Source organism: Gluconacetobacter entanii (assembly GCF_003206495.1).
GTDB lineage: Bacteria > Pseudomonadota > Alphaproteobacteria > Acetobacterales > Acetobacteraceae > Novacetimonas > Novacetimonas entanii.
Map to the genome: position 1 here is coordinate 1 of NZ_NKUF01000153.1, position 1,294 is coordinate 1,294.

At 59.3% G+C, this 1,294-nt stretch carries 3 protein-coding genes; all 3 read left to right on the top strand.

Features of this window, described 5'->3' with window-relative positions; translation table 11 throughout:
- Window positions 1–124: 124 nt before the first annotated feature.
- The 3 genes from CFR72_RS17035 to CFR72_RS17045 are packed head-to-tail and all read left to right on the top strand — an operon-like array spanning window position 125 to window position 1,178.
- Window positions 125–472: a hypothetical protein gene (locus tag CFR72_RS17035; protein WP_110914829.1), complete on the top strand. Its 348-nt coding sequence runs from the start codon at window positions 125–127 to the stop codon at window positions 470–472.
- A 14-nt stretch (window positions 473–486) separates the two neighbouring features.
- Window positions 487–669: a hypothetical protein gene (locus CFR72_RS17040; protein ID WP_110914830.1), complete on the top strand. Its 183-nt coding sequence runs from the start codon at window positions 487–489 to the stop codon at window positions 667–669.
- A complete protein-coding gene (locus CFR72_RS17045) occupies window positions 666–1,178 on the top strand; it encodes a hypothetical protein (protein ID WP_110914831.1) in 513 nt (170 codons plus the stop codon). Before CFR72_RS17040 ends, CFR72_RS17045 begins: the two co-directional genes overlap by 4 nt.
- Window positions 1,179–1,294 lie beyond the last annotated feature (116 nt).

A 1,294-nucleotide genomic window follows, 5' to 3' on the forward strand; every position in this document is an offset into this window, starting at 1 on the left:
TCCTTTAGGGCGGGGAAGATGTTAAGGGTGCCACCATCCGCCTGACGCACGCCGGGCATTACCAGTCCGAAAACATCGTCACCCAGCATATCGACTTCATGGCACGCATCAGGAATAAGATCTCATGACCACGATTCCCAAGGAAATCACGACGGCATCCGGCAAGAAGCTGGAACTGCGGGAACTGGATCCCGGCAATATGCTGGACCTGATCGAAGTGGCCGGGACGGCCATGCGGTCGGCTTCGGCTGGCGCATGGATGTGGTATGCCCAGATGATCTGTTCGGTGGACGCGATCGATGGCGTGCCGGTGGAAATGCCCGAAACCAAAGAGCAGGTGAAACAGCTTGCCCGGCGCATCGGCAATGACGGCATCGTGGCGCTCCAGGCAGTGTTCTACCCGCCCAAGGACAAGAATGCGCCAGAGAAGGCCGTCCCTGCCGACGTGGACATGGAAACGGCAAAAAACTGAGCAGGCATCCCGTTATGCAGGAAATGCTCCTGCTGGCGGATAGCGGGGTGCCGTGGGATGTTGACAGCAAGTGGTCACGCACGCGGCGCTTTGCTGCCTGTGTGGCCATCACGGAACGGCGGAGCCGCGAAACCTATGGCCTGATCCCGACCCGTTTTGACTGGGATATCGGACGATATATGGATGCCGAAGCATGACGCGAAAATTCAACACGCTGGATGGCTTTATACGGCACCTGCGCGAGCGCGTGGAACCGAATATTTCCCATGCCGTCCATCGTGGCGTGCAGGATGGGGCCGATCTTATCAAGACTGAGACCAAGATGCAGATCGGACACTATCTGGATGGATCAGAGCCGGGGTTGCCGACTGCCCCCCTGGCAGACCGGACCATTGATGATCGCATCCGCAAGGGGTTCTCGCCCGATGATCCCGGCCTGCGAAGTGGGGATATGCGCGATAGCTATGGCGCGCGGGTAAGTGACGCCGGGCTGCGCGTCGAGGCGTCCATCGGTTCCGACGATATCAAGGCCGTGGTGTTTGAACTGGGCCGCATGGAACAGAACAACTACCAGCCCCCGCGTCCTGAACTGTCCGTTGCGGCATTCAGGAATGAACAGAAGGTGGCGCGCGGCATAGGTCGAATGGTCGTACGTGCGATTGAAGGGAGGATACTGCCCAATGCGCGGGCTGCCGAAACCGAGTAGAGACTGAAGAAGCGCCATGCCCATCGAAGCCTACGAAATCGGCGTAAACCTCGTCGCCAACGCTACCCGCGTGACCGGTCCGATTGGGGAGTTAACATCTTCCCCGCCCTAAAGGG

Excerpts from the sequence above, each read along its gene's own strand:
- CFR72_RS17035 (WP_110914829.1), top strand. The coding sequence starts at position 125 with ATGACCACGATTCCCAAGGAAATCACGACGGCATCCGGCAAGAAGCTG.
- CFR72_RS17040 (WP_110914830.1), top strand. The coding sequence starts at position 487 with ATGCAGGAAATGCTCCTGCTGGCGGATAGCGGGGTGCCGTGGGATGTT.
- CFR72_RS17045 (WP_110914831.1), top strand. The coding sequence starts at position 666 with ATGACGCGAAAATTCAACACGCTGGATGGCTTTATACGGCACCTGCGC.